This is a genomic window from Flavobacterium pectinovorum, from assembly GCF_022802975.1.
Lineage (GTDB): Bacteria > Bacteroidota > Bacteroidia > Flavobacteriales > Flavobacteriaceae > Flavobacterium > Flavobacterium pectinovorum_B.
The window spans coordinates 213,534-236,072 of the sequence record NZ_JAFEVZ010000007.1 but is presented as its reverse complement, the minus strand read 5'-3'; the positions used below and the strand labels follow the sequence as shown (position 1 = coordinate 236,072).

Here is a 22,539-nt window from a genome sequence, read left to right as displayed (position 1 = left end):
CACTGATGAAAAAATGTGTCACTTTATTTATTCTCATGCTGCTGGCGTTTCAAAATGCCGGGAGTATCTGGATTATTGGTGATTTTTACATCAATCAGGATTATATTGCTAAAAACATCTGCATCAACAGGTTTGACGCCATTCCGATTTGTAACGGAAAATGCTATCTGGAGGAAAAACTAAAAGCACAGGAGGACAAGCAGCAGCAGAAATTCCCAACGGTAACATATAAGGAAGTGCAGCTGTTTTTACAGCATCCCGACCAGTTTGTATTCAAGGCGGTATGCTTTTTATTTAAAAAAAAGCATCCGGTGCTGCAGGCCGGCCCTCAGAAGCCCAGTTGTGTTTTTTCGATTTACCATCCTCCCAGATGGGATTAATACTCTCGTTTTAGTATTAATCATATCATATAATTAAAAAAATGCAAATATCAGAAATACCAGACCACAGCCTGCGTTTGTTCACAGGGGATGAAAGTCATTTCTGGATGGACGACACCGCTAACCTGCTGCAGCGGTTTCCCTTACTGGAATACCCTCACAGGCAGGATTTCTTCATGCTTCTCTTTATCGATGATGCAGAAGGGGAAATTAGTATTGACAGTCAGAAAATCCGTCTCGATAGTGCCAAGGTCATCTTTATAAAGCCACGCTTTATAAGCAGTATAAATATTAACAGGAAAGCGGTAGGAAAAATTATCTGTTTCACGGAAGATTTTTTCTCCCTACGCTATAACAATAATATTTTAGACCAATTTTCATTTCTTCACGATACCTCAAAATTATTTGTAAGGCTGAGTGAAGAGGAAAAAAACAAGTGGGTGTACCTGCTTGAAATATTTTACAGTGAGTTCAGTCTCTACAGCAGCGGATCGGTAAAAGTGCTTCGATCCTATCTCAATATCCTGCTCTTTGACCTGCAGCGGCTTTATGACCCCGTGGGGCTTGTTGTAAACAACACGCCTAAACAGCAGAAGATAAAAGAATTTGAGAAGCTCATTGACAAAGATTTTAGATTGAAAAAAATGCCGGCCGCTTATGCGGACCTGCTCAACGTAACGCCAAATTACCTGAACAAGATATGCAAGGAGGTTACCAATTATACAGCAGGAGACCTGATACGGAAACGTATCGTGATAGAGGCACAGCGGCTGATCCATTTCACCAATTATTCTATAAATGAAATTGCCGATCAGCTTGGCTTTGAAAACGCATCCTACTTTATTACTTTTTTTAAAAGACAGACCAATAAGACACCCGAGCAGTTCCGAAGATTATCAAATCAATAAAAAAATAGAAAACATGTTAAAAAATAAGATTTTATCAGTAATAATGCTGATGCTGTACTTTTCAGCATCAGCCCAGTTTACACAAAAGCCATTGCCTTATTCGTATGATGCACTGCAGCCTTATATTGATGCGCAGACCATGGAAATCCATTACAGCAGGCACCATGCAGGGTATGTAAAGAATTTAAATGATGCCCTGAAGGGAACAGCAGAGGAAAAAAAGACGCTCCCTGAATTGTTCTCCAGGGTATCAGCATTGCCTGCCGCAGTCAGAAACAATGCTGGAGGACACTACAATCATGAGATGTTCTGGTCGGTATTGACACCAGCGAAAAACACAAAGCCTTCTGCAGCACTTCTAAGTGCAGTAACTGAAAAATTTGGAAGCATGGAGAATTTAAAACAGAAATTAAACCAGGCCGCACTCTCGCGCTTTGGCTCGGGCTGGGTATGGCTATGCGTATCAGCAGAAAATAAACTTGAGATAAGTTCTACTGCCAATCAGGACAATCCCCTGATGGATGATGCACAAAATAAAGGGGTGCCCATATTGTGCATCGATGTTTGGGAGCACGCCTATTATTTGAAATATCAGAACAAACGAGCCGATTACCTCTCGGCAGTATGGAATATAATCAACTGGAATGAGGTGAGTGCCCGCTACAATTCCGCTCTTGTAAAACCATAAAATTCAATTGTATGAAAAAAATTCTTGTAGTTTTTAGCCTTGCAGCCCTATTGAGTTGCAATAAGGAAGAAAAAAAAAGACACCCGCATGATCATCCGCATTCCATGGAATCCGAAAACATGTATAAAGATCCTAATAACCCGCTCAACAAATTAACCTATGCCAGTAAACTGGACTTTACCTGCAATATGGATGTCAGCAAATACGGTGTCAGTGATACGGTAACCTACAAAGGAAAATTATATGGTTTCTGCTCGACAGTCTGCAAAGACGGCTTTATGAAAAAACCCGATGAATACCTTGCAAAAAACCAGCAGTAGATAAAAGGCGAAACAGGATATCAGGGAGCTGGAAAGTTCAGCTTTTCAGCTTCTTTTATTTTGGGATTACAAGTTCTTGCAATTCAAATAAGTAATAATCCATACAGAAAATCAACGGTAAAAATGACAAAAATAATTGATCTTAATGATGAATGCTGTCCGGTAAAAAAGGCATTGGCACTGCTGGGGGGGAAATGGACACTGCTGATACTTTTTCAAATCAATCACAGCAAAATCCGTTACGGAGAGCTTAGAAGGGCAATTCCGGGTATCAGTGAAAAAATGCTCCTGCAGGAGTTGAATTTTCTGGTATCCAATAATCTGGTCAGTAAAAAATCATATCCTGAAAAACCGCCCAGAGTAGAATACACCCTGACGCCCCTTGGACTCAAAGTACTGCCAATCATTGAAATAATTGATTTGTTTGGAAGGGAGAATTTAAAGAGCCATAATAATTTTCTCATAAAGTCAGCAGAAGAATAGCAGGCTGTCCTTATAAGGAGCTGCCGTACATCTTTGCTCCATGTAGGTGTTTTGCCCTGTCCGTAACTGCTGTAGTCAGCGGTTTAAGAATAAAAAAAATAAATTTAAACAGCTGATATGAAGTAAATAGCAGAATTTGCAAATAGGAGAGGTAGTGGCTGTAAAAGCAATATTTTGTATTTAAGTAATTGATTTTTAGTCGTTTGTATTTAAAATAAGACGCTTTAATATAAGGTATGATCCTTTAATACAGAAATATGGTCTAACTGAAAAAAATAATGAATTGAAAAGCTGTATTTGGAGGGATAAAATGCAATACAAAAAGCAGTTTTATCGAATGTTTCAGGAACGTTTTTTTAAACTTCCCGCTTTTTTGTTTTTAGCACATTTTGGATTACTGTGCGAAATTTGCACAATAAAAACAGAAAATAATTTATGGACTTTCCAATTTTTCATTTAGACTGGCTCAACAATAGGATGCTTATCGCCATTATTGCCATTATTCACGTGATGATTAATCACGGTTTAGCTGTAGGGTTTATGCCTCTTATAACATGGCTGGAGCAGAAAGGTGTAAAAAACAGCGGCAGGGAGCAGATTACAGATTTAGACTGGGACAACAGAATCTATAATATGATGAAAGTTGCTTTTATCATCACCACAACATTGGGCGCTATGACCGGAGTTGGTATCTGGTTCTCCGTTGCCCTTGTCAGTCCCACATCGATTGGGAGTCTGATACGTGTTTTTTACTGGGCATGGTTTATAGAGTGGCTCGTATTTGTTACCGAGGTGATTTTGATTATGATTTATTTCCTGACCTGGAAGAGCAGCAACCACTCTCTGAGGGCTAAATTACTGCATATCCGTTTTGGATGGTTTCTGAGTTTGTTCTCCTGGATTACTATGGCAATCATCGTTTCTATTTTGGGATTTATGATGGATCCCGGCAACTGGAATACCCATAAAAGCCTGTTTAATGGGTTCACCAATCCAATTTACCTGCCGCAGTTATTGTTCAGGACTCCCACAGCAATGCTGGTGGCGGGCAGTTTTGGAATGCTGCTGGTAACGCTTTTCTTTAAAAAAGGAACCCAATTAAGGCTGAAGGCCGTGAAATATGTTTCAAAATGGATCATTCTCTGGGCTCCGATTTCGCTTTTGGGAGCGGTAATTTACTATCGTGCGATCCCCGAGGCCATGACCGCCAATATGAGTACGGCTGTAGGGACCATGGATTTCAATAAGTACTATGATTTAATGAAATACTTTATACTATTTGGAATTGCATCTTCGGTAATAATGGCGGTACTGGGCTTGTACAAAGCCAAATGGCTTAAGGGCTATGTCGTCCTGTTCCCTGTTGTGATGGCCTTCGCATACCTTGGCTTTTTTGAAAGGGTACGTGAATTTGTCCGAAAGCCTTATGTAATAGGAGGTTATATGTATTCAAACCTACTGCTGGAGGAAGATTACCCCGTTTACCAGCAGTACGGTCTTCTCAAAAATGCAACCTATACCACCGTGACCGAGATTACACCGGAGAATAAAGTGGAAGCCGGCAGAAATGTTTTTGCTATTGCCTGCAGCCGCTGCCATACCACTCAGGGAGTCAATAGTGTTGTGGATGTTTTTGAGCGAATGTATGGAGTTGGAAAGCCTCTGGATATTAACTCCATGGCATCCTACATCCCCAATATGCATAATGGACGAACCTATATGCCTCCTTTTCCGGGCACCCAGCAGGAAAGTGAAGCCCTGGCTGCCTACATCCGCAGTATTCAGGATACAGGCGATGTTCTGGAAGGGGCACAGGCTGAAGGGGTAGAGGTGAGCGGACTGCAGGATACAGAGGCACTTTTAGCAAATAAAAAATAACAAAAGTTTTAAAATGATAAATTTATATATTGCGTTGCAGCACAACGTACCGGTTCCGAAAGATATTCCACTGCCCCTGCCAATGCCTGAATGGTTTTTTGTAGTTGTTTTGGTATTGTCATTTCTCCTGCACATACTTTTTGTCAACCTGATGCTGGGAGGATCAATCCTGGCTTTGATTGCCCAGATCAAAGGGCTGAAGAATAAGGAATACGATATACTGGCACATGAAATAGCCAAAACCATTACAGTAAACAAAAGTATAGCCGTTGTTCTGGGTATTGCGCCGCTTTTGAGCATCAATGTATTGTATACCATTTATTTTTATTCGGCAAATGCGCTTACCGGTTTGATGTGGATTGCGGTAATACCGCTCGTTACAGTGGCGTTTCTGCTCACTTACTTGCATAAATATACATGGGAAAGCTTGGAGAATCACAAGGCGGTTCATATTTCGATTCTGGCCCTGGCAACTGTTATCTTTCTGTTTATTCCATTTATCTTTCTAACTAATATCAATCTAATGCTTTTCCCTGAAAAATGGGCTTTAGTAAAAGGCTTTGTAGACGCATTGTTTCTACCGAATGTTTTTCCAAGATATCTCCACTTTATCTTGTCTTCACTGGCTGTGACGGGATTGTTTATATTTTGGTACAACAGCCGTAAAAACTATCACTTTGAAGAGATTTATCAAAAGTTCACCCGATATGATATTCAGAAAAAAGGGTATTCACTGGCCCTGACGGCTTCCATATGCCAGTTCATGATTGGTCCTCTGGTACTGCTGACCCTGCCTTCTAAAGGGATGGGCTGGAATCTGATTTTAGTGATTTTCTCAGGGGTGGCTTTTGCCGTTCCCGCCATGTGGCTGATATGGAAGAGGCTGACTGGTGAAAAGGAAAACATCGAAAAGGACTTTTATAAAATAGCAATGCTTCTTGGAATTACGGTGCTCTGCATGGGATCAGGCAGGCAGATATACAGGGCTAACTCGCTGGAAAAACACAGGGAACTGGTGAGAATTAAGACTGACGAATTTCAAGTGCTCAAAAAGCAGGCTCTGGCTAAAGTAAAAGAAGCGGAGGCTGGCGCAGCGTCGGCAGATATGTCAGAGGCAGAGAAAGGACAAAAGGTATTCGGCCAGTATTGCGCATCCTGCCATAAAATAGATGAAAAATTAGTAGGCCCGCCGGTTTTGGAAATGGCAAAGATCTATAAAGGCAACGCAGCCGATTTGCAGAAATGGATAAAAAATCCGGGTAAGAAACGTCCCGATTACCCGCAGATGCCCGGTTTTGAATCGCAGCTGGACCAGCAGAAACTCGATCAGCTGGCGCAATATATTTTGAACATAAAATAAAATAAAAAACAATTCTCTATGATTCGTTTCTGTTATCTGGTTCCAATAATTGTCTTTATCACTTTTACAGGTATTTTGTACAGGGAAAATAAGACTGAGAAAATAGTTAAAACAATTCCAAAGGGCAGAACTGGAACGGTGCGCATTGGATCTGTACGGACGGAGAATAGCAATAGAAAATATACTGCCGCAGAACCGGCAGCCTTAATCGAAATTTTAACTTAAAAATAAAATAGTATGATACAAGTTTTTTCCATCATGATTTTAATTTTTGTACTTCTTGCGATTGTTTTTCTGATAAGAATAAAATCCATTACACTGCAGCTTGCAAAGTCAAAAGAAGTGAATAACAAAGAAAACCCCCTAGAAAAGGATTATCAATTTATAAAGGGACTGTATTAGTTAAAAAGTGTTCCACAAAAGAAGTTTCTTTTTTAAATTTTGATAGTTCGGAGCCCTGTTGCTGCTGACACACACAGGGCTTCTTTTTTTTAAAAGTAATAATTATAATAATTATGATTCAATAATGGCGCTTCACGAAGAGTTGGAAAAACAGGGAGCCAACCTGAGCAGTTCAGCTAAGGGGCTTCCCTTATTTGTATTGATTTTAGGGTATATTTTATTTTTGGCATCATCATCATATCCGGAAAATTATTTTTTTCAGAATTCCGCTTATGAAGTATTGTATGAAGTGACTTGTCTGGCCCTGAGCATGGTTGGTTTTACTGTTATAATTTATACCAATGGCTATAACGCAAATCCGACACCGCTGAATCGCAGCGGCGAGGCAGAGGCAGATTTTGATAAGACGGGCGCCTATTCTGTAGTGAGGCATCCGCTTTGCAGCGGCCTGCTGATTATGTGGCTGGGACCGGCCATGGCAACGGGAAATCTTTTTTTTATTGTTTCTTTTATTCTTTTCTGCTGTGTGTTTTTTGAAAGGATTATGATTGCCGAAGAAGGCCATTTCAAGCGGAAGTTCGGATTCAAGTATTCGGCATGGGCAGAACAGGTGCCGGCTTTGATTCCAAATCTGGCTAAATTCAGAAAGCCGGATAAAAAGTTTAACCTTGTCAGGGCTTTTAAAAATAGTGCTGGACAATTAAGCATAGTGCTGCTAACCTTTCTTATACTTGATGGACTAAAACAGATCCTGGCAGTAAAGCCCGATTATAATGACCTTTACATTTTTCTGCTGCTAATCTCACTGCTCATCACGGCTGCAGGCGAATTCGATGATAGCTTGAAAAGGAAGAGGTCATAAGGCATGATAAAAATTAGTTTATTGCATTTACTCAAAATTAAGATAGTCTTCTTATCAAAATGGCATGTATTGTTCGTGTTTTGGTATCCCGTATTGATGGTCTTAGTTTTAATTTTGACTAATAGAAATTAAAAAATACATGAAAATGAATAAAGCTCTGATATTAATCGATATACAGGAAGAATATTTTGAAAAAGGGGCACTCGAACTTGTAAATCCAATTCCTGCAAGTAAAAATGCAAAAAAAATACTGGAACATTTCAGAAAAGAAAATGGCACAATTGTCCATGTACAGCACATATCCGGGGAAGGAGTTCCCTTTTTTGTTCCCGGTACACAAGGAGTGGAAATCCACGAAAATGTAAAACCGCTGGCAGGAGAGAAAGTGATAACCAAACAATATCCTAACAGTTTCAGGGATACCGATCTGCTGGAATATCTGCAGTCAAAGGAAATAACACATCTGGTAATTGCAGGGATGATGACCCATATGTGCATAGACGCAGGGACAAGGGCTGCTTTCGATTTTGGATTTCAATGCACTGTAATTGGGGATGCCTGCGCTACAATGGACCTGCATATTAACGGGCAGGACATTAAGGCTGCCGATGTACACAATGCATTTTTAGCGGCATTGGAATTCTTTTACGCCAAAATCCAGACAACAGATCAATATCTGCTATCCTAAATAAAAAGAAGTTTAGGATTTAATTTTATAAAAATGGGCTGTAATTTATTACGGCTCATTTTTGTGGTTGGAACTCATTTGTAAATGAAGTTGTAAATTTACGCAAGGCAGGTTATAAATTTTTATGAATAAGATATTTTACAATAAAAGCATCATTGGTTTCGGCATCATTATCGTAATGATAGCAGCCTCTGTAATTTTTGACAGCAGGGAAATAATACTTCCCGAAATGGCTGCGCTCGCTGTAGGCTGCCTGATGTATCAAAACCCAATATGGCTTTCAAAGCCTCTACATATATTTTTACTGCCTTCCATCACCGCCGTATTGGGCTTTTTAGTCAACATGCTTGATCTTGAATTGGCTCAAAAGCTGATTTTGATATTAATTCTTATGCTGCTGGTTTTGAAACTTTTTAAAAGTTTTCTTGCCCCTGCACTAGCTACAGGTCTGCTTCCTGTGATAACCAATGCTGAATCTTACTCCTTTATCATCTCGATTCTGCTTTTAACTTCGGCCTTATCATTGTACTTGATTTTAGTGGGAAGTAAGCAAAAAGTGGATTGCAGCATCAAACAGCATAGTTCCAGGGAAGGTTTGATTTATATGCTCTTTGTTGCAGTATGGATCTTGATTTGTAATCAGGAAAAATGGATGTTCATGGCGGCTATTCCTCCTGTAATTGTAACGGGTTATGAAGCGGTCCACAAAGAGGCGTATGAAGTTGATACCTTCAGAAAACAGGTTATCTGTATGTTCCTGGCCTCCTTTGCAGGTATACAATCTATACATTTTCTGGATAATCTTATCCTGGCTGTTTTGTTAGATATTGCCGCAGTATACTTAATTTTAAGTATCTTTAAATGCAGGCTTCCACCGGCATATGCTATGGCGATCCTGCCAATGGTATTGAATGCCTCTTACGCCTATTTTTATTTTCAGGTTCTGCTGATGTCGATAATAATTTTGGGGACTGTATTCCTTTACAAGAATGCGGTGTTACGAAAGAGTTTTGGAATTTTTCGCCCTGATAAGAATTTATAGGATCATGTGTTATGATATTGAACGCATTTTATTTAAAAGAAATTAAGCAAACCATTTCAAACAGCAAATACCAGTCAAACAAATGAAAACCGTAAAATTTCATAAATCCGAATGCGGCGTTGAGGTACTTCTCAATGTGCTGCATGGAGACGCACTGAGTGAAAGATATCTGGAGCGTGATACTTATAACACCGATTTTTTTGAAATTTTACTTTTTAAGACAGCTAAGGGGACTTTGATTCTAAACCAGCAGAAAATCAATATTACCGACAACACAGCTGTTTTTATTTCGCCTTTTCAAAAAAGAAAATGGGTCTTGGAGAAAGAGGGGCTTGATTTTACTGTTTTGGTATTCCAGGAAAACTTTCTTAACGATTTTTTCTCAGACAAATTCTTCACCTACCGGCTGCTGTACTTTTATCAGTTGAATTATCCTTTAAGTATTTCTATTGAAAAAAAAGGATTGCAAAAAGCGCTAGATCTGCTTATCGAAATAAAATCAGAACTGGCAGACAGCAGGAAAGACAGCATTCATATCATAAGATCTCTTACCTACTACCTGCTTTTGAAATTCAACAGGGTGTATGCCGAAAAAAACAATCTCTCAATTGAAAGGGCTGAGAATAATTATGCTTACCAGTTCAAACAGTTATTGGAAAAGCATATCAGGGAAAAGCAGAGAATTGACTATTATTCGGAGTTATTGAATGTGAGCAGAATTTCGATTAATACTTGTGTAAAAAAACAATTTAATGTTACCGCTACAGAACTCTTAAAGCAGAGACTGCTTTTCGAAATTAAAAATGACTTGATACATTCCGGGAAAACTGTGGCTGAGATAGCCTATGACCTTCATTTTTCCGAACCCGGACATATGATGCGATTTTTTAAGAGCCAGACGGGAATTACCAGCACCCAGTTCCTTTCAGATTACAAAAACGGTATATTCTCATGAGCCTTAACAAATAGTAAATTATAAAAAAGATGCAAAAAGCGACATGGTGTAAGTGAAATCTACTCCTTGGTATTTTTGATTTTAATCTGCCTTACGCAGTCTCACCGTTTAATATGTTTAAAAAATACAAACCCAATAAATTATACTATCAAAGCACAATAGTATTGGCAGGACCTGTTGTAATTTCACAACTGGGTCATACCTTGGTGCAGACTTTTGATACTATTATTATAGGTCATTATTCAGGTACTATATCCCTTGCAGCTGTCTCGCTGGTTCATTCTGTTTTTATGGTAGTATTAGTTATTGGATTGGGAATAGCCTATGGGTTAACACCACTAATTGCACAGGAAAATGGAAAGTCAAACTATACGGAGTGTGCCCGGCTTGTTTCTAATAGTTTATGGCTCAATATAGTATCTGGAGTGTTTCTTTTTTTAGTGGTATATTTCGGATCTATGTTTGCAATGCAGCATGCCGATCAAGACCCAAAGGTTGTGGAAACCGCAAAACCTTACCTGTTGATTTTAAGTTTATCGATTCTGCCTCTGATGATCTTCCAAACATTCAAGCAGTTTGCAGAAGGGCTTGGTTTTACAAGACAGGCCATGAATATAACGATTTGGGGAAATGTGCTTAACGTTATTATTGCTGTGATTTTGGTAAAAGGACTCTTTGGCATTGAACCCATGGGAGTTAAAGGAGTAGGAATCGCAACGTTGATAGATAGAATCTTAATGATGATGGTAATGGTTTGGTATGTACTTCGATCAGATCATTTTAAACTTTATTTGCACCATTTCTCAATAAAATTTATCGATTTTTCGAAAATTCTAAAAGTGGTAAAAATAGGATTACCTGTCGCCATGCAATATGTATTTGAAATTGGAGCTTTTGCCGTTGCGGCTTTAATGGCTGGCCATATTGGAGCAACAGAACAGGCTGCACATCAGACCGCCATTACTCTTGTTGCCATGACTTATATGATGGCGGGAGGACTTGCATCGGCTGCCACCATTAAAATTGGAAATAGTTTTGGAAAAAAGAACTATGCAAGACTTCAGAAGTTTGCTAAGGTTTCCTATCATCTGGTTATTGCTTTTATGCTTTTCTTTGCTATTGTTTTTACACTTTTTAATCAATACCTGCCTTACCTGATAACAAGTGATGCTGATGTTATAGCAGTGGCGGCACAATTATTAATTATTGCAGGGATATTCCAGCTCTTTGACGGTACGCAGGTGGTGGGATTAGGAGCCCTTAGAGGAATGGGAGATGTCAATATTCCAACTTTTATAACCTTTGTAGCTTATTGGATAATCGGTCTGCCGTCTTGCTACATCATGGGTATTCATTTCAATGTAGGGATTGCGGGAATTTGGTACGGTTTAACTCTTGGTTTGTTAACATCGTCTGTTCTGCTTTATTTCAGGTTCAGATATGTAATAAATAGAGGACTTAAGAATTTGATGTAAAAAAATATAAAATCATAGTAAGAAGCGGAAGAATTTTTTGAATCAAAATGTATTAACTCAGTGTTAATAAATAGTACTGAAATGCATCATTAATATAACTTTTTCAATTTGTAATTTCCTATTTTTATATTTTGAGAAAAGCATCGGTATTTAAAAGAGGAGAAAATGGAAAAGGCTGTAAAACTGCAGGTACGTAAAGATTTGAATAATCACCAGCAGCAGAATATAATTAAATTAAAAGGGAGTTTAATTTCCCGTGGCTATACCCAGATCATTCACATTGCCGATCAGGATGAAGAATTTCATATCAACTTTTTTGAAACCTCTAAGGATTTTAAAAATGAAGTCCAGGAATTTATAAATGCCTTTATAACAAAAGAAGATCTGGAAGATACTATAAAGTTTCTTAAGTAGAGCCCATAATTTATTAGAAAAGACCCTGTAAGATATTACAGGGTCTTTTGTATTAAGTATATTATTTTTGCTCACTATTTCTTTTTAGATAAAGTGCTGCCGATTCGCTCATCGTTATCAATGATCCACCCAAAATAACAATGTCCTTAAGAACTAATCTGCCTCTTCCTGAGAGATATGGGAAACCATATTGATGATCGGTCAGATGAGGAACCCAGCTCTCCGGCGTTGTAACTAAAAAGGAAAGTGTTCCAATGGTGAGTATAAAGACAAGCAGGCTGCCAATCATGCTTGCCATCGGCGCCCAATAATGAATGGCTACTAAAAAGGCAATACCGATCAATAGAATCCCAAGCCCATTTGCAAAAGCGTAGGTGTTATTATCAGTATGCCATTGGTGATTTTTCTGTATTAATTCTCCTTCTTTGTTTGTATAATTTTTATATTCTGATGGAGTTTTGTAGAAAAATGACATAAGAGGACTGTTTGCTACAAAGGGAACAATGCCGTCAGCTTCGTAAGTAAAGAATTTAAGTCCTCCTATCCATAGAAAAACAATTACAATGCCGGCTCGCATTAATTTTTTGCCTAAAGAATCCAGATTTGCCACAGTGTTTAAAATAATACTTTTCATTGTTATTTTTTTTTAGAATTACAATGCAAAGCTAACTGAGCAGGCTAAGGGAGAAAATGGACAAAAAATGTTATTCCCTAGACAAATCTGCTACGATGGATATCCCCGTGGTTTTTCTAAAAGTCTGGGGAGAGATTTTAGTCATTTTCTTAAATACACGGCTGAAATAATATTCGTCCTGAAATTTTAAGGCAAATGCAATTTCCTTAATACTCAGCCTTGTCAAGTGAAGGTGTTTTTTTGCTTCCAGAATTAAACGTTCCTGGATCATTTGTGTAGGAGTTTTATTGAAGCGGTTATTGCATTGCTTTGTTAAATTGTTAGGAGTAATGGCCAATAGTGATGCGTAATCACTGGGTTTGTGAAGTGTCAGGAAATTGTCTTCCAGAAGGGTTTTAAACTGATCCATTTTTTCATCTTTCTTCAGTTCGAGCCGCTCAGTGCTGTTCATTTTGATACTGCTGGATTTAGCCAGGAAAAGCTGTAAGAATGCCCTGAGTACAATTTCGGATGGTTCTTCCTGCTGGAGTTCATCAGCAAGATTCTTCACTATCTGCTTGTACAATAAATGCTGCTCTTCTGTTAGGTTAACGGAGGGCTCAAGATAAATATTATTGAATAGCAAACCATTACAGGCGACTTCATTTCTATGAAATTCAATGCAGTAAAAATCACCATGAAATTGCAGTGCTGTAGAAATTAATTTTTTAGTTTCTCTTATGTAAATGGACTGCTGGGGCGTAGAGAAAAGTACCACGGGAGCCTTGAATGGAAAAGAGGCAAAGTCGGCATAATAGGTTCCTTCCCCTTCACTTATAATCAAGACAGTATATTCACTGAATTGTACAGGATTATCCGAGAGGATATTCTCGGATTGCAGTCCAAGTAATAATGTTCCATTCTCTGAATAAATCCTATTCATAATTTTAAATTTAGATAGAATGACAAATATAATTATATAATCATTAAACTAAATCCTATGTGTAAATTAGGGAAGGTTTTCCTTTAAATAAAAGCAAGAATATCGTACTTTTGGGCTCGCAAACAACAAACCAATTTTGAGAAAATATCTAGTTATATTACTTTCTTTTTTAATCTTATTTCCTTCTTGTGGAAGTATGTTTGTATATTTTTCATTTAAAATAAATCAGGATAAAATCGCCAGAACAATCTGCGTACAGCGAAAATTGGTTTTTAACAGCTGTAATGGTCGATGTGAACTTCAAAAAAGCATAAAAAAATATGCTGATAATGAAAAAGAAATGCAGGATACTCTTAAGGAAAAGAGTGAACTGGTTTACATAGATAACGGCCCTACGGCTGAGCTGCTTTTGATTTCCTTTACCGAGCCAAAGAACGCTGCGTTCACGGAACTGAAAGAAAAACCGGTGTCAGTTTGCTCGGCAACATTCCGTCCTCCTTCCTGTTTTATTTAATTTTATTTCCATTCGTACTGGTATTTTATTCATTGCAGCACAGCAAGTGAAAGCTATAACTATGGCCAATTATTAAAATTTATAATGTCTTCTTATAAATAAGGCTCTAGTAATTAATTGATGTTATCGCAGTTTTTTGCACAGTACTTAAAGATTTGGAGTCACTATCGCAGCCATATTGCTGCAGCAATCTTTTTTTTGGATGATATGTAAAAGAGTTCAGCAGCCGCTAAGATGGCAATGCTGTTATCTTTTATGTGTAATAACTCCAAGATCAATCAATAATTTAAATTAAAATGTATAGATCTTATTTCAATAGAAAAAGTATTTTATTTCATAAATACTTTTTTCGATTCCTTTTTCTGATTTTTCTTTTTTCAGCATTACCTTCTCTGGCACAAAACGGCCTGAAACTTCATGGCATGGTAACAGATCCTGATGGCATAGGACTAGCCGGTGTCAGGGTAACAGAAAAAGGTACTTCCAATAGTTCCCAAACCGATAATCACGGCCATTTTATCATAGAAAGCAGCAGACGTGAAGTTAGTCTGCAATTCTCCTATATGGGTTTTGATCAAAAGGAAGAAAAATACACCCAAAATGATGCAGTTTCGGTGATAGTAGTGTCACTCTCTCCAGCTGTCTCATTGTTGAAAGAAGTACTGGTGACAGGTTATCAGACCTTTGCCCGAAGCACATCCACTGCTGCCATTGCCAAAGTAGATGAAAAAACCTTAAATGAAAATATTAATGCAAATCTGGCGACTGCGCTGGAAGGGCGTGTGGCAGGTCTGATGTTTCAAAAAAATCCTGCCGGAATGGGGGCAGACAAGCCTATTTTAAGAGGTATAGGCACTTTTTCATCACTGCAGGTCGGATACAGTCCGCTGCTGGTAATTGATGGACTGCCAACAGAATTGACCCTCGAAGACATCAACCCTTATGATATTGAAAGCGTTAACGTGCTTAAAGATGCAGCAGCAGCCTCCATTTATGGTTCAAGGGCTGCAAACGGCATTATTGTTTTGACTACAAAAAAAGGAAGTGGCAGTTTAAAAGTAACCATCAATTCAGATTTATTTATTGCTTCAAAACCCAATCTGAGGGATATGAATTACGCCACTACAAGTGATGTAATGGATTTAGAGCAGGCTGTGTACAACAGGGAGCGGGCAAGATTTGCCAATACTGCTACAATGTTCAGCAGTTATGGAGACATCGGCGGCAGCAGTATGAAATATTACAGCCCTCTTTACCAGCTCAACAGAGATCTGGAAGAAGGAAAAATCAGTAATGCAGATTACAATAGCACCATTGCGAGGTGGAGAAAGAACGACTACATGAAAGATTATCGTGATAATGTATGGCAGAATGAGCTGAGGCAGCGTTACAATATTGCATTTTCAGGCAGTAACAGCAAGCAGAACACCTACGTGTCCTTTAATTATGACCAGGCAGCAGGGCGTATTATAAACAACGAGAGACGGTCGTTTAACCTTTATGCAAAAAGCAGTTTTCAGCTAAATAAATGGTTAGATGCAACAATTGGATTAAATGGTACTTTAAGTAATGAAGATGTTACGGATTCCAGTTTTGGAAATTACGATATTCAAAAAAGATACGAGCGTATTGTTGATGATAATGGAAATTTGGTAATATCGCCATTTGTGGGTATTACCGATGGATTTACGTCTGGGGGTGTTATTAATCCTGCAGCAGCTGCACGAATAAATAGCCTTAGTGGTTTTAAACCTGTTACTTTTAATGTTTTAGAGGAGCTTCAGCAAGGTATTGCTCATCAAAACTCACTCAGTGTAAGAGCATTTGCAAATCTGCAGGCCAGGCTGTGGAAAGGGTTGAGTTTTAATACGCGGTTTCAATATGAAACAAGAAAAAATGATAACGAGCAGTTCAATGATATTACCTCTTATAAAATGCGTTATGCAATTAATGCTTTAACAGGTTATAATCCCGCAACCAATGCCTACACTTACGTTGACGGTTTCTCTGCAGGAGGCCGATACAAGCAGCTAAGCAGCCGGGCCAATAACTACTCTTTCAGGAACCAATTGGATTACAGTCAGGATTTTGGCGGTGGCAGACATGCCGTTAACGCCCTGGTGGGTACCGAAATGCGCGAAACTTTTGTACCCAGAACCGTTGAGCAATTAAGATATGGATATGACCCTGTTACACTCAGCTCTTCAGTTATCAACAGCCTGGCGCTTAGCCAGACAGGGGTAGCGAGTTATATCTATGGAAACAATCGGACTCTGGCAGCAGGATCAAGAACACAGCAGGAAATCCTGCATCGTTATTTTTCGGTTTTTAGCAGCGTTGGTTATACCTTTTTCTCCAAGTACAACATAACGGGAAGCTACAGGGTAGACAGGGCAGATTTATTTGGAGTAGATCCAAAATATAAAAACCGCCCTTTATGGTCAGCCGGTTTAGGATGGAATGTCAGCAATGAAGGGTTTATGAAAGAGATACAATGGGTCAGTGCGCTGAAACTTAGGGCAACTTATGGTATTAACGGAAATGTGGATCAAAGCACAACCCCATACGTAACGGCTACAAGAAGAAATGATAACTTGTACCAATCGCTACAATATATCAATATCACAGGACAGCCAAATCCAATGCTGAGATGGGAAAAAACAGAAACGGCAAATCTAGGCCTGGATTACAGTTTTTTTAAAAATAAGTTAAGGGGAAGCATTGATTTGTACCGCAAATACAGCACCGATTTATTGGCTACAACAGATTTAGATCCAACGGTTGGGGCGCTTACCAGAAGAATTAATGCAGGTGCTTTACTAAATAAAGGAGCTGAATTTAGTATAGGCTCTGACTGGTATAATAATGGTAATTTCCGCATAAGTTCCAATTTTGTAATTGGTTTTAACCAAACTACCGTTAAGAAAATTACAAGGGCGCAATCCAATGCCTCGGTATACATAAGTTCACCATCCGATTACTTTTTAGAAAATGAAACTTACAATAGTTTATATGCCTACAAATATGGAGGAACAGTAAACGGATATCCTTATGTTCTGGATGAAAATGGAAATCCATCTATCACCTTTGATGCAGATGGAAATCCGGTATCAACCAGCATAAAAACAGTTACAAAAACGGAGGCTTTAGTAAATATGGGAACCTTAATACCCACTTACACCGGTTCGCTCTCACAGCGATTTTCTTATGGACAATTTGATTTAAACCTGTTGTTTGTTTTTTCAGGCGGCAATGTAATGCGTAAGGATGTTCTTGATATGAGCTCTGATGCAGTAAACAATGCCGGTATTGCTGATCGTTATACCGATTCGAACCCAAATGGTAATACCCGATTATATGTTGATTTTGATGAAAGTGTTCGAAACTACGCCGGAACGATAAGCAGCCAATGGCGAAATTCAGATGTAAATGTCATCGATGGAGATTACATCAAACTTAGAAATATTTCCCTAGGCTACAGCCTGCCAAAATCTTTTACATCTAAAAGCAGAGTGGCCTCGGCTAAATTTACTTTTCAGGTGAACAATCTTTGGTATTGGAGTGCTGCCGGGAATCATATTGATCCTGAAGTGTACTCGGCTAATTCCGGCACACGTAATCTGCCATTGCCTCAAACGTTCTTATTTGGTTTTAATCTTACAATCTAAAAAAATGAAACATTTATTTATTATTATACTCCCATTCCTGCTTTTAATGGCAACGTCATGTGAAGATTACACTGATGTGACGCCTAAAGGGTCTTTAGTTATTGAAACAGCTGATCAGTTTCTTGAAACAGTATCGCTGCCCAATAGAGGCTATCCCATCAATAACTTTCAATATTTGTCAGACGATCAGTGGATGAGAGAAGCCAATGTGATAGGAAAAACTCCCAACATCGATATTATCAATTTTACTTTTGATGAAAGCACAGATAGAGTCGCTATAATGGCAGGTTCCAGTTTTTACAATCAGGCCTACACCTATATTAACCGCTGGAATACTATTATTTCATTGGTTGATGACAGTAAAGGAGAGTCGAGCGTAAAACAATTAGCAAAAGCCGAAGCTAAAATTTACAGAGCATACGATCACTTTTTACTTATAAACACCTATGCAAAAGCATATGATCCGGGGACTGCAGCTACTGATGGTGGCATTTGCATCATGGATAAATTTGATCTGGAAGCCCAGCCTGCAAAATCTACCGTCGCGCAGGTTTATGAATTTATCCAGAAAGATATAGAAGAGGCACTGCCATTTATTCAGGAAAAACCAATGGATGTTTACCATCCTTCACTAGCATTTGCATACGCTTTTAAAGCTAAAGTCCATTTGTTTAAGCGTGAAATTGCCAAGGCAAAAGAAGCTGCCGAAAAGTCGTTAAGTTATAACAATCAGATTTTTGACATGAAAGCATACAGCGCGCAAGGCGGACCAGCTGCAGTGGCTGTACCGGCAGTAAATAATGTAGAAGTATTGAGCTATATGTACATGACAGGGTATAACGAGATGAACTTTGCACAAAGCTATATAATCAGCCCGGAGCTGAGAACTTTATTTGGTACCAATGATGCACGTTTTAACTTGTTTTTCAATTCTACCAGCACCACCAATCTGGATCAGGGATCAAATACTGCCTATTGGGCAACGCAATACACAAGATTTTTTTATCCTACAGTTGGTATGAAAACGCCTGAGGTTTACCTGATGCTGGCTGAATGTTATGCCAGAGAAGATAATTTGAGCCAGGCTGTTGGTGTTTTAAATGCCTTAAGAGCAAAACGTATTTTATCCGGAACTGTTAATCTGGCGGTTCCAGCAACTAGAAAAGAAACGATGGAATTGGTTATAAACGAACGCAGGAAAGAATTGCTTTTAGGCTTTCATCGCTTTTTTGACCTTAAACGATTCAACAATGAAACCGAATATGCAAAAACGATTACAAGAGTATTTCCAATTGTAAACAAAACAGTTCCTCAAAAAACATATACGTTGCAGCCTAATTCCAGATTATACATCGTTCCGTTTCCTTTGTCTGCTCTGACAAAAAATCCAAAGCTTACTTTAAACACAGACGAAAAAGTCCCATTTTAATTCTAATGAAGAAATTATTTATAGTATTAGCTATCCTGATTGCAGGACACCAGCATACTTTTGCCCAAACCCCGACAGAAAAAAAATCCGATAGTACCAGTACCCAGCCAAAAGGGCTGCAGCCTTATAATAAAATCATTAGAGACAGTACTAAAAACAAATCAGGTCTTTTTATGGTTAGTCACGTAGATACTAAGTTTTATTTTCAAATTCCGGACAGTTTGTTTAATCGGTATATGCTGGTGGTAACCCGATATCTTTCTACTCCTGAAGGTTTTGGACGTTTTGGAGGAGAGAAAACCAACGAGCAGACCATTTACTTTGAAAAAGGATCGAACAACACTGTTTATTTAAGATCATTGCAGTACAAACAAGATGTTCGCAACGCCGAATCGATGCTCGCAAAAGCATTAGCCGGGAGTAACGAAAATCCGATTGTCAGCGCTTTTTCCATAAAAACAATCAATCCTGATACAGGAAATGTAGTGATTGATGTAACGGATGCTTTCAAAAAAGATAATGCGATGTTTTCTTTGGAAAGCAAAGAGAAAACAGATAGAAAACTTACCTCTCTTGCTGATGATAAATCCTTTATCGAGAATATAGATGTCTATCCTATAAACATTGAAATAAAAACCACAAAAACATACACACAGGCTGCAGCAAGCAGCGGAAGTGTAACCCTGAGATTAAATACCTCAATTGTACTGCTTCCTAAAACACCTATGCGAAAACGTTTTGCTGACGAAAGGGTGGGTTATTTTGCTAATAAATATGTTTTGTTTGATGATGAGCAGCAGCGTGCCGAGACAAAATTCATTATTCAGCGTTATCGCCTGGAACCGAAAGAAAAAGACATCAAGAAATATCTAAATGGCGAATTGGTCGAACCCAAAAAGCAGATTGTCTATTATATTGATCCGGCAACGCCAAAAAAATGGAGACCTTATCTGATTGCGGGAATCAACGATTGGCAGAAAGCTTTTGAAGCAGCCGGTTTTAAAAATGCAATTGTGGGCAAAGAATGGCCGGAGGGCGATAAAACCATGAGTCTGGAAGATGCCAGATATTCTGTAGTGAGATATTACGCCTCAGAAACACCTAATGCTTACGGACCAAGAGTGAGTGACCCAAGAAGCGGAGAAATTATCGAAAGTCATGTGGGCTGGTATCATAATGTAATGAAATTAGTGCAGAGATGGTACATGATTCAGGCAGGACCATTAGATCCAAGAGCCAGAAAAATGCATTTAGACGATGAATTAATGGGGCAGTTGATTCGCTTTGTATCTTCTCATGAAATTGGGCATACCATCGGTTTAAGACATAATATGGGCGCCAGCAGTGCTACTCCGGTGGAAAAACTACGAGATAAAAAATGGGTCGAAGCAAACGGACATACCGTTTCTATTATGGATTATGCACGTTTTAACTATGTCGCCCAGCCGCAGGACAATATTAGTCCAAAAGGAATTTACCCCCGTATAGGTATGTATGACAAATGGGCAATTAAATGGGGATACAGCTATTATGCTAAAGCTAAAGATGAGTATGAAGAAGAGAAAATTTTAGCCAAGATAACCACTGATAGTTTAACGGCTAATCCTAAATTATGGTTTGGAGGAGAGGGAAAGGACGAAGATCCCCGCAGCCAGACCGAAGATCTTGGTGATGACGCCGTGCTTGCAAGCGATTACGGAATCAAAAATTTAAAGCGTGTAGTGCCTAATCTTATTGCCTGGACGTATCAGCCTAATGATGCCTATGATAATTTATCAGATATGCATAAGGCGATGGTAAAACAATATAGTTTGTACTTGTATCATGTCCTGAAATATTTTGGCAGTAATTACATAACAAAAAGAACTGTCGATGAAAAAGGTGTGGTATATCAGCCTGTTGCTAAGGCAAAAGTAAAGTCGGTAATCGATTACATAGGAAGACAGGTTTTTGTGGCCCCACTTTGGATGTATCCGCAGGAAATAGATCAGCTAATTGCTTTAAAAACAGCAGAGGAAATTTCAGATCAGCAGGATCAGGTATTGAATATGCTGCTCAGTTCAGGGATGCTTTACAATATCAGCCTCAAATCGATGCAATTTGAAGGAGCATATACGGTGCCGGAATTTTTAAACGATTTGCAGCAAACCGTATGGATAAACTTTAGCGGTGACATAAAACAGGATTTTTACAGACGTGCTTTGCAGCGCAGCTATATCGAGAAATTAAGCAGGCTTCTTTTGCCTAAAGATTTGGATGCCGGTAAAGCTTTAAATAATGCACAGCGAAGTGACGTAAGGTTATACGCAAAACAGCATCTTGTCAAACTAAGAGATGATATTGAAAGCTTAATGAAGACTGCAACCGGATTAAACAAAGATCATTTTGAAAATGTTCTTGCTGAGTTGGAACAAATAATGTATAAGCTCAATAAAAATAATTTTAAAGGGGAATAGTTTTTACACATTCAAGCGTATAATAATATTTGCTTATAGATGAAAATAGAAAACTATGATATTGGTTTACAGTAATTTGAATGTGCAATAGAAAAAAAGCAACAAAAACATTTCGATATTCTTGTTGCTTTTTCAAAAAAAAAATTAGCCAATAAAAAGTTCCTTATGTAATTTAACCCAGTCTTCCATTGGGGTCATTTTTACCGGCAGTTTTTCCAGGACCTCTTTCATATTAGGATTGAACTTGGAAGGATAAACAGTTGAGCTGGCAAGCATTTCGTAATAGGACTGCACTCCTCTGGCAGCATTTTCTTCCATAAAATTACTCAGTATATCTCCAAATTCTTTTGGAGGCATGGCATAGAATGTCGTTTTCTCACCCAATCCAATTGAGAATTTTTCAGCAAGATCATTTCCTTTAAGATTATCCAGACCGCTGATCATAAATGACTGGCCTGAAAGCTCTGGTTTATATAAAGCTTCAACCACAAATGCACTTACATCCCTTGATGCAATCCAGCCGATAGGCATATCTTCTGGAGTAGGATAAGCCACTTTTCTTTCTTTTTTAACATAATCCGTTGTGTAGGGTGCCAGTAAGTTTTCGGCATAAAATGGAGGTTCAATAATTACATACGGCACACCGCTGTGCTCGAAGTATAATTTTACATCTACTTTTGCATCTTCCATAGGTATTCCAATTTTTTGTGGCGCAAGATAACCGCTCGTATTCCAGACTACCATTTTTACGCCATTTTTCTTGGCTGCATCTATGACATTTTTAGCAAAATTAAATCCGTCGGCAGGATTCTGAAGGGATGCAGGTATTAATAAAGCAATCGAATCTATTCCTTTAGTGATTTCTTTCATTTTTTCTGCATCAGACATGTCTCCCAATATAGGAATTGCACCTGCGGCCGCTAATTTTGCAAAACTTTTTTCTGAGCTGGTTGCAGCGTAAACTTCTGCTCCCTTATTTTTTGCTTCTTCAATTACATGAAACTGCTGTGAACCTGTGGCTCCAAATACTAGTACTTTCATTTTATTTTTTATTTAATTGT

21 protein-coding genes are annotated in these 22,539 nt (G+C 38.5%); 18 read left to right on the top strand and 3 right to left on the bottom strand.

What is annotated here, in order from left to right:
* The first annotated feature begins 5 nt into the window (after window positions 1–5).
* From FLV_RS12375 to FLV_RS12310, 14 genes are all read left to right on the top strand, one after another.
* Window positions 6–380, top strand: coding sequence for a hypothetical protein (locus FLV_RS12375; protein ID WP_243234161.1), 375 nt, complete (start codon window positions 6–8; stop codon window positions 378–380).
* A gap of 41 nt (window positions 381–421) precedes the next feature.
* Complete coding sequence (locus tag FLV_RS12370) at window positions 422–1,288, top strand: helix-turn-helix domain-containing protein (protein ID WP_243234160.1); 867 nt, start codon at window positions 422–424, stop codon at window positions 1,286–1,288.
* A 49-nt stretch (window positions 1,289–1,337) separates the two neighbouring features.
* Entirely contained in the window at window positions 1,338–1,976 is a 639-nt protein-coding gene (locus FLV_RS12365) for a superoxide dismutase (protein WP_223121616.1), read from the top strand.
* Window positions 1,977–1,987: 11 nt separating this feature from the next.
* On the top strand, window positions 1,988–2,296 hold the full coding sequence (locus tag FLV_RS12360) for a YHS domain-containing protein (protein ID WP_243234159.1): 309 nt from the start codon (window positions 1,988–1,990) through the stop codon (window positions 2,294–2,296).
* A 123-nt stretch (window positions 2,297–2,419) separates the two neighbouring features.
* Window positions 2,420–2,779 carry a winged helix-turn-helix transcriptional regulator gene (locus FLV_RS12355; protein WP_243234157.1) on the top strand — a complete coding sequence of 120 codons (360 nt, stop codon included), beginning with the start codon at window positions 2,420–2,422 and terminating at the stop codon, window positions 2,777–2,779.
* Between the two features lie 435 nt (window positions 2,780–3,214).
* Window positions 3,215–4,657: a c-type cytochrome gene (locus FLV_RS12350; protein WP_243234156.1), complete on the top strand. Its 1,443-nt coding sequence runs from the start codon at window positions 3,215–3,217 to the stop codon at window positions 4,655–4,657.
* 13 nt (window positions 4,658–4,670) lie between these two features.
* Complete coding sequence (locus FLV_RS12345; RefSeq protein ID WP_243234153.1) at window positions 4,671–6,017, top strand: c-type cytochrome; 1,347 nt, start codon at window positions 4,671–4,673, stop codon at window positions 6,015–6,017.
* A gap of 18 nt (window positions 6,018–6,035) precedes the next feature.
* A complete protein-coding gene (locus FLV_RS12340; RefSeq protein WP_243234151.1) occupies window positions 6,036–6,242 on the top strand; it encodes a hypothetical protein in 207 nt (68 codons plus the stop codon).
* Between the two features lie 301 nt (window positions 6,243–6,543).
* The gene (locus tag FLV_RS12335) at window positions 6,544–7,281 is read left to right on the top strand and encodes a methyltransferase family protein (protein WP_243234149.1); all 738 of its coding nucleotides are present in this window, start codon (window positions 6,544–6,546) and stop codon (window positions 7,279–7,281) included.
* Window positions 7,282–7,426: 145 nt separating this feature from the next.
* Window positions 7,427–7,969, top strand: coding sequence for a cysteine hydrolase family protein (locus FLV_RS12330; protein ID WP_243234148.1), 543 nt, complete (start codon window positions 7,427–7,429; stop codon window positions 7,967–7,969).
* Between the two features lie 124 nt (window positions 7,970–8,093).
* Complete coding sequence (locus FLV_RS12325) at window positions 8,094–9,011, top strand: HPP family protein (protein WP_243234147.1); 918 nt, start codon at window positions 8,094–8,096, stop codon at window positions 9,009–9,011.
* A gap of 82 nt (window positions 9,012–9,093) precedes the next feature.
* Window positions 9,094–9,966 carry an AraC family transcriptional regulator gene (locus FLV_RS12320; RefSeq protein WP_243234146.1) on the top strand — a complete coding sequence of 291 codons (873 nt, stop codon included), beginning with the start codon at window positions 9,094–9,096 and terminating at the stop codon, window positions 9,964–9,966.
* A 113-nt stretch (window positions 9,967–10,079) separates the two neighbouring features.
* Window positions 10,080–11,441: an MATE family efflux transporter gene (locus FLV_RS12315; RefSeq protein WP_243234145.1), complete on the top strand. Its 1,362-nt coding sequence runs from the start codon at window positions 10,080–10,082 to the stop codon at window positions 11,439–11,441.
* A 165-nt stretch (window positions 11,442–11,606) separates the two neighbouring features.
* Window positions 11,607–11,855 (top strand): hypothetical protein, encoded by a 249-nt coding sequence (locus FLV_RS12310; protein WP_243234144.1) that lies wholly within the window; start codon window positions 11,607–11,609, stop codon window positions 11,853–11,855.
* Window positions 11,856–11,916: 61 nt separating this feature from the next.
* Here the strand turns inward: FLV_RS12310 and FLV_RS12305 are convergent, their stop codons facing one another.
* Together FLV_RS12305 and FLV_RS12300 are read right to left on the bottom strand one after the other, a co-directional pair.
* Window positions 11,917–12,489 (bottom strand): DUF417 family protein, encoded by a 573-nt coding sequence (locus FLV_RS12305; protein WP_243234143.1) that lies wholly within the window; start codon window positions 12,487–12,489, stop codon window positions 11,917–11,919.
* Window positions 12,490–12,559: 70 nt separating this feature from the next.
* Entirely contained in the window at window positions 12,560–13,411 is an 852-nt protein-coding gene (locus tag FLV_RS12300; protein WP_243234142.1) for a helix-turn-helix domain-containing protein, read from the bottom strand.
* 136 nt (window positions 13,412–13,547) lie between these two features.
* Here FLV_RS12300 and FLV_RS12295 point away from each other — a divergent pair, with 136 nt between their 5' ends.
* The 4 genes from FLV_RS12295 to FLV_RS12280 all read left to right on the top strand — a co-directional run bounded on the left by FLV_RS12295 (window position 13,548) and on the right by FLV_RS12280 (window position 21,478).
* Window positions 13,548–13,925 (top strand): hypothetical protein, encoded by a 378-nt coding sequence (locus FLV_RS12295; RefSeq protein WP_243234141.1) that lies wholly within the window; start codon window positions 13,548–13,550, stop codon window positions 13,923–13,925.
* A gap of 422 nt (window positions 13,926–14,347) precedes the next feature.
* Window positions 14,348–17,593: a SusC/RagA family TonB-linked outer membrane protein gene (locus FLV_RS12290; RefSeq protein WP_243234140.1), complete on the top strand. Its 3,246-nt coding sequence runs from the start codon at window positions 14,348–14,350 to the stop codon at window positions 17,591–17,593.
* A 4-nt stretch (window positions 17,594–17,597) separates the two neighbouring features.
* Complete coding sequence (locus FLV_RS12285) at window positions 17,598–19,022, top strand: RagB/SusD family nutrient uptake outer membrane protein (protein WP_243234139.1); 1,425 nt, start codon at window positions 17,598–17,600, stop codon at window positions 19,020–19,022.
* A gap of 5 nt (window positions 19,023–19,027) precedes the next feature.
* Window positions 19,028–21,478 carry a zinc-dependent metalloprotease gene (locus FLV_RS12280; protein ID WP_243234138.1) on the top strand — a complete coding sequence of 817 codons (2,451 nt, stop codon included), beginning with the start codon at window positions 19,028–19,030 and terminating at the stop codon, window positions 21,476–21,478.
* A 144-nt stretch (window positions 21,479–21,622) separates the two neighbouring features.
* On the opposite strand, the gene FLV_RS12275 is transcribed toward FLV_RS12280, so the two are convergent.
* A complete protein-coding gene (locus FLV_RS12275; RefSeq protein WP_243234137.1) occupies window positions 21,623–22,519 on the bottom strand; it encodes an SDR family oxidoreductase in 897 nt (298 codons plus the stop codon).
* Window positions 22,520–22,539: the final 20 nt, after the last annotated feature.

Coding starts and splice junctions, on each gene's coding strand:
- FLV_RS12345 (WP_243234153.1), top strand. CDS start 4,671: ATGATAAATTTATATATTGCGTTGCAGCACAACGTACCGGTTCCGAAA.
- FLV_RS12280 (WP_243234138.1), top strand. CDS start 19,028: ATGAAGAAATTATTTATAGTATTAGCTATCCTGATTGCAGGACACCAG.
- FLV_RS12290 (WP_243234140.1), top strand. CDS start 14,348: ATGGTAACAGATCCTGATGGCATAGGACTAGCCGGTGTCAGGGTAACA.
- FLV_RS12275 (WP_243234137.1), bottom strand. CDS start 22,519: ATGAAAGTACTAGTATTTGGAGCCACAGGTTCACAGCAGTTTCATGTA.
- FLV_RS12350 (WP_243234156.1), top strand. CDS start 3,215: ATGGACTTTCCAATTTTTCATTTAGACTGGCTCAACAATAGGATGCTT.
- FLV_RS12300 (WP_243234142.1), bottom strand. CDS start 13,411: ATGAATAGGATTTATTCAGAGAATGGAACATTATTACTTGGACTGCAA.
- FLV_RS12370 (WP_243234160.1), top strand. CDS start 422: ATGCAAATATCAGAAATACCAGACCACAGCCTGCGTTTGTTCACAGGG.
- FLV_RS12285 (WP_243234139.1), top strand. CDS start 17,598: ATGAAACATTTATTTATTATTATACTCCCATTCCTGCTTTTAATGGCA.
- FLV_RS12305 (WP_243234143.1), bottom strand. CDS start 12,489: ATGAAAAGTATTATTTTAAACACTGTGGCAAATCTGGATTCTTTAGGC.
- FLV_RS12325 (WP_243234147.1), top strand. CDS start 8,094: ATGAATAAGATATTTTACAATAAAAGCATCATTGGTTTCGGCATCATT.
- FLV_RS12315 (WP_243234145.1), top strand. CDS start 10,080: ATGTTTAAAAAATACAAACCCAATAAATTATACTATCAAAGCACAATA.
- FLV_RS12330 (WP_243234148.1), top strand. CDS start 7,427: ATGAATAAAGCTCTGATATTAATCGATATACAGGAAGAATATTTTGAA.
- FLV_RS12340 (WP_243234151.1), top strand. CDS start 6,036: ATGATTCGTTTCTGTTATCTGGTTCCAATAATTGTCTTTATCACTTTT.
- FLV_RS12365 (WP_223121616.1), top strand. CDS start 1,338: ATGCTGTACTTTTCAGCATCAGCCCAGTTTACACAAAAGCCATTGCCT.
- FLV_RS12335 (WP_243234149.1), top strand. CDS start 6,544: ATGGCGCTTCACGAAGAGTTGGAAAAACAGGGAGCCAACCTGAGCAGT.
- FLV_RS12375 (WP_243234161.1), top strand. CDS start 6: ATGAAAAAATGTGTCACTTTATTTATTCTCATGCTGCTGGCGTTTCAA.
- FLV_RS12355 (WP_243234157.1), top strand. CDS start 2,420: ATGACAAAAATAATTGATCTTAATGATGAATGCTGTCCGGTAAAAAAG.
- FLV_RS12360 (WP_243234159.1), top strand. CDS start 1,988: ATGAAAAAAATTCTTGTAGTTTTTAGCCTTGCAGCCCTATTGAGTTGC.
- FLV_RS12310 (WP_243234144.1), top strand. CDS start 11,607: ATGGAAAAGGCTGTAAAACTGCAGGTACGTAAAGATTTGAATAATCAC.
- FLV_RS12320 (WP_243234146.1), top strand. CDS start 9,094: ATGAAAACCGTAAAATTTCATAAATCCGAATGCGGCGTTGAGGTACTT.